The 3,796-nt window shown below is 65.6% G+C and carries 4 protein-coding genes; 1 reads left to right on the plus strand and 3 read right to left on the minus strand.

Features of this window, described 5'->3' with window-relative positions; genetic code table 11:
- From MXAZACID_RS09895 to MXAZACID_RS09905, 3 genes are all read right to left on the minus strand, one after another.
- Nucleotides 1–661 (minus strand): adenylate cyclase (locus tag MXAZACID_RS09895; RefSeq protein WP_008494166.1); only part of this gene is annotated, 661 nt, incomplete at its 3' end.
- A 159-nt stretch (nucleotides 662–820) separates the two neighbouring features.
- Nucleotides 821–1,354 (minus strand): RNA 2',3'-cyclic phosphodiesterase, encoded by a 534-nt coding sequence (thpR, locus tag MXAZACID_RS09900; protein ID WP_039885284.1) that lies wholly within the window; start codon nucleotides 1,352–1,354, stop codon nucleotides 821–823.
- Nucleotides 1,355–1,430: 76 nt separating this feature from the next.
- The gene (locus tag MXAZACID_RS09905; RefSeq protein WP_039885159.1) at nucleotides 1,431–3,197 is read right to left on the minus strand and encodes an aminopeptidase P family protein; all 1,767 of its coding nucleotides are present in this window, start codon (nucleotides 3,195–3,197) and stop codon (nucleotides 1,431–1,433) included.
- A 170-nt stretch (nucleotides 3,198–3,367) separates the two neighbouring features.
- Between MXAZACID_RS09905 and MXAZACID_RS09910 the strand changes: the two genes are divergently transcribed.
- Nucleotides 3,368–3,601: a DUF1127 domain-containing protein gene (locus tag MXAZACID_RS09910; RefSeq protein ID WP_008494169.1), complete on the plus strand. Its 234-nt coding sequence runs from the start codon at nucleotides 3,368–3,370 to the stop codon at nucleotides 3,599–3,601.
- Nucleotides 3,602–3,796: the final 195 nt, after the last annotated feature.

The raw sequence follows: 3,796 nt of genomic DNA on the forward strand, positions 1-3,796 counted from the left end.
AGGGCGCCCCCTCCAGCGCCCCGGCAGCCTTTTGCGGCTTCAGCATCGGCCCGCCGGCCAGGCGCACGGCGCGCGGGCCGGGGCATTCCGGTTGCAGGGTCAGCGCCGCCTGCCCGGCGAGCGCCAGCGCGGCATCGGCCAGGGCGGTGGCCGGGCCGCAGAGTTCAACCTCCGCCAGGGCGATCTTTCCCCCCTCGGCGCTGAGCTGTCCGGCCTCGAAACAGAGCGTGGCCCCGGCGAAGCTGCGCGTGGTCTGGCGCAGCCTGGCGCCGGCAATCTCATAAAGCGGCGCATCCTGCAGCAGCGTGGTCAGGCTGGCCTGCCAGGCCGGGCCGAAGGCGCTCAAATCCGGGTCTTCGCCGCTCTGCGCCGCGTCCAGCCGCACCCCCTCATGCAGCAGGCTGAGCCGCATCCCGCGCCCCGCCTTGCGCCAGCTCAGCGTCACCCCGGCCCGCGCCAGAGCGAAATCTTCCGTATCCAGATAGCGCTCCTGCAGCCGCTTCGCCCGCGTCGGCGGGCCGAAGAGCGGGCTCTGCTCCAGCGCCTTCAGCTGCGCCGGCACCAGGGCAAAGCGCCATGTCCGGATCACAGTCTGCTCGATTTCCGCTTCCGCCACCGGCGTCTCCGGCGTCAGGGCCTCGCCCGTCACAATCGCGTCCATGCCGCAACGATACCGTGGCGGCCGCCCCCGAGTCGAGCCGAAGAAATGTGAAGATTGCCGTAGCGCGCGAGGGGCTGACGCCCACGCGCGCTCCTCATGTTTTGGCGAGCCATATGTGTTTATTTCGCCGCTGCCGCGTCAATCCAAACATATATGGCTCTAAGCCAGGGCGTATTCGGCTTCCGGCGTGTAGGTTGGCTGGTCCTTGCCCAGGAAGGAGGAGAACAAGGTCACGTTATCGGCGCGGATCGGCGCCGAGCGGTACAGATTATTCGCCTGCACGAAGCTGGTCAGCGCGGGCGTCACCCCCATATCCATCCGCGCCAGCGTCACATGCGGGGTAAAGCGCCGCTTCTCCGGCGCCAGCCCGACGCGATGCAAAGCCGTCTCCACCTTCGCTTGCAGCCGCGCCAGATGCTCATTGCGCTCCACCCCGGCATAGAGCGTGTTCACCCGGCCATTCTTCTCGAACCAGCCGAGCCCGGAGAGGGAGAAGGTAAACCCGCGTCCGCGCAGCGCGCTCAGCGCCATGTCGATCTCCTCCGCCTGCAGCCGGTTGGCCTCGCCGATGAAGCGCAAAGTGAGGTGGAAATTATCCTCCGGCACCCAACGCGCGCCGGGCAGATTGCAGGAAAGCTCGCTGAGTTCTTCCTTGACCTCCCAGGGGAGGTCGAGTGCGACGAACAGGCGCATGGCTTGCCCTTTCTTCAAAAATTCAGCGAATCCGCAGCTCAAAGACTGCCTGATCCACGACGCGATGGTCAAATATTTATATGGGCGCGCAAACCCGCTTCAGCCAGCCGGCTGCTTTATCAGACAGATAAGGCGAGAGGCTGGCTTGCACCCGCGCATGATACGCATTGAGCCAGGCCAGCGCCTCCGCCGGCAGACGCGCCGAATCGATCAGCGCACGATCAAACGGGACAAGGGTCAGCGTCTCGAAGCGCAGGAATTGCGTCTTCGCTGCGGGAAGCTCCGCCTTCTGCACCAGCAGCAGATTTTCCATGCGGATGCCGTAGGCACCGGGCAGATAATAGCCCGGCTCGTCGGAGAGGATCATCCCCTCCGCCAGCGCCACCGGCCGCGCCGCGCGCGAAATGCTCACCGGCCCCTCATGCACCGAGAGATAGGCCCCCACCCCATGCCCGGTGCCATGGTCGTAATCCAGCCCGGCGCGCCACAGCTCCTGCCTGGCCAGCGCATCCAGATGCGCCCCCGCCACCCCTTCCGGAAACACCGCCCGGGCCAGCGCGATGGTGCCGGCCAGCACCGCCGTCACATGCGCCTTCACGCTGTCCGGCGCGGGGCCGGGGCCGGTCCAGATGGTGCGCGTAATATCCGTGGTCCCGTCCAGATACTGGCCGCCACTATCGATGAGATAGACCTCATCCGGCTTGATCGCCCGGTTGCTGGCCTCATCCACCCGGTAATGGATGATGGCGCCATTCTCCCCGGCGCCGGAAATCGCCGGAAAGCTCTCGCCCTTGAATTTGTCTTGCGCGGCGCGGCAGGCCAGCAGCCGGGATGCAGCGCTCATCTCGGTCTCCTTGCCGGTGGGCAGCGCCTCCGCCGCCCAGGCCAGGAATTCCACCATCGCCACGCCATCGCGCAGATGCGCGGCGCGCGCCCCCGCCTGCTCGGCCGCATTCTTCCGCGCCTTGGGCAGCGCCACCGGGTCCGGCCCGGGCGCGATCACCGCCCGCGCCTCCTTCAACGCCGCCTCAAACCAGGCCGGCTGGCTCGCCGGATCATAGCGCACCACGCGGCCTTCCAGCGTCGCGATCGCCCCCGGCAGCGCCTCCGGGGTCGCGATGAACACTTGCGGGCCGAGATGGGCGCGCAATTCTGGCGTGATCTTCTCCGGCGCCATGAACAGCCCGGCGGTGCCATCCTTGTGCAGCAGCGCGTAGCCGAGCGCGAACGGGCAGAATTCCAGATCCGTGCCGCGAATATTGAACAGCCAGGCCAGCGAGGCGCCATCGCTCAGCACCGCGCTATCCTGCCCGGCCGCCTGCAGCGCCGCCCCCAGCCGATGCCGCTTCGCCTCGCTGCTCTCCCCGGCCAGCGCCTCCGGGTAAGGATAGGCCGGCGCCAGCGGCGGGGCAGGGCGGTCCGTCCAGATTATGTCGATGAGATTGGGCGAGAGCGGCACCATCTCCACCCCGCTAAAGCGCCCCAGCGCCTCGGCGCTGATCGTCCAGGGGTCATAGCCGATCCGCCCGCCCGGTGCTGCCTCGGCCAGCCAGGCCGCGGGCTTGTCCTCGATGATGTGCCGCCGCTCCCAGGCGCTGGCATCGGTCTGCTGCTCCAACTGCAAGGTATAGCGGCCATCCGAAAACACGGCAGCTCGCGCGCCCAGCACAATCGCCAGCCCCGCCGAGCCGGTGAAGCCGGAGATGAAAGCCAGCCTCTCCCCGCAGGGCGGGACATATTCACCCAGATATTCATCGGATCGTGGAATCAAATATCCATCCAGCCCGTATTGGCGACATGAAGCGCGTAAGGCGGCGAGGCGTGTGTTATGTTCTGATGACATGAGTAATCCCGTTGCTATGCTTCCAACGCAGGCCTGACTCGGCGTTCGCACCTGCACAAAAATTCCGCGAAATGCCCTATATGATGCCTCGAAACGGCGACGAACTGGTCGTTTCCGGAACGCAGCTGGCTCATCCCGAACCGGCCGTTCCATCAGAGAATAGGTGAATCATGTCGACGACTATCCATAACCGTACCACCCTGGGCAAGCTCGGGTCGCTGGTGATCTCGCGCGAGGCTCCTGTCGCCGCCGAGAGCAAGACGGGTGGGCTGCGCCGCTGGTTCAAGGCCTGGCAGGCCCGCCGCGCTGTCGCGAGCGAGCTCTACGCCATGAATGAGCGTGACCTGAACGATATCGGCATCTCCCGCGCCGATATCCCGACCATCCTGCGGACGGTCCGGTAACAACACGCTCCCCTTGGAGCTGGTACAATCAAGGCCCCTCGCGGGGCCTTTTTTGTGTCGCCGTCATGGGGTAAATCCCAAGCGTTTTCGCCGCTTTTTTGTAAAAAAAGCGGCACCAAAAAACTTTTGATAGTTTAGAGCAATATGTGTTTAGGCTGACGCGACAGCGTCAACCTAAACACATGAAATTGCTCG

It is taken from the genome of Acidocella sp. MX-AZ02, assembly GCF_000306035.1.
Taxonomy (GTDB): Bacteria; Pseudomonadota; Alphaproteobacteria; order Acetobacterales; family Acetobacteraceae; genus Acidocella; species Acidocella facilis.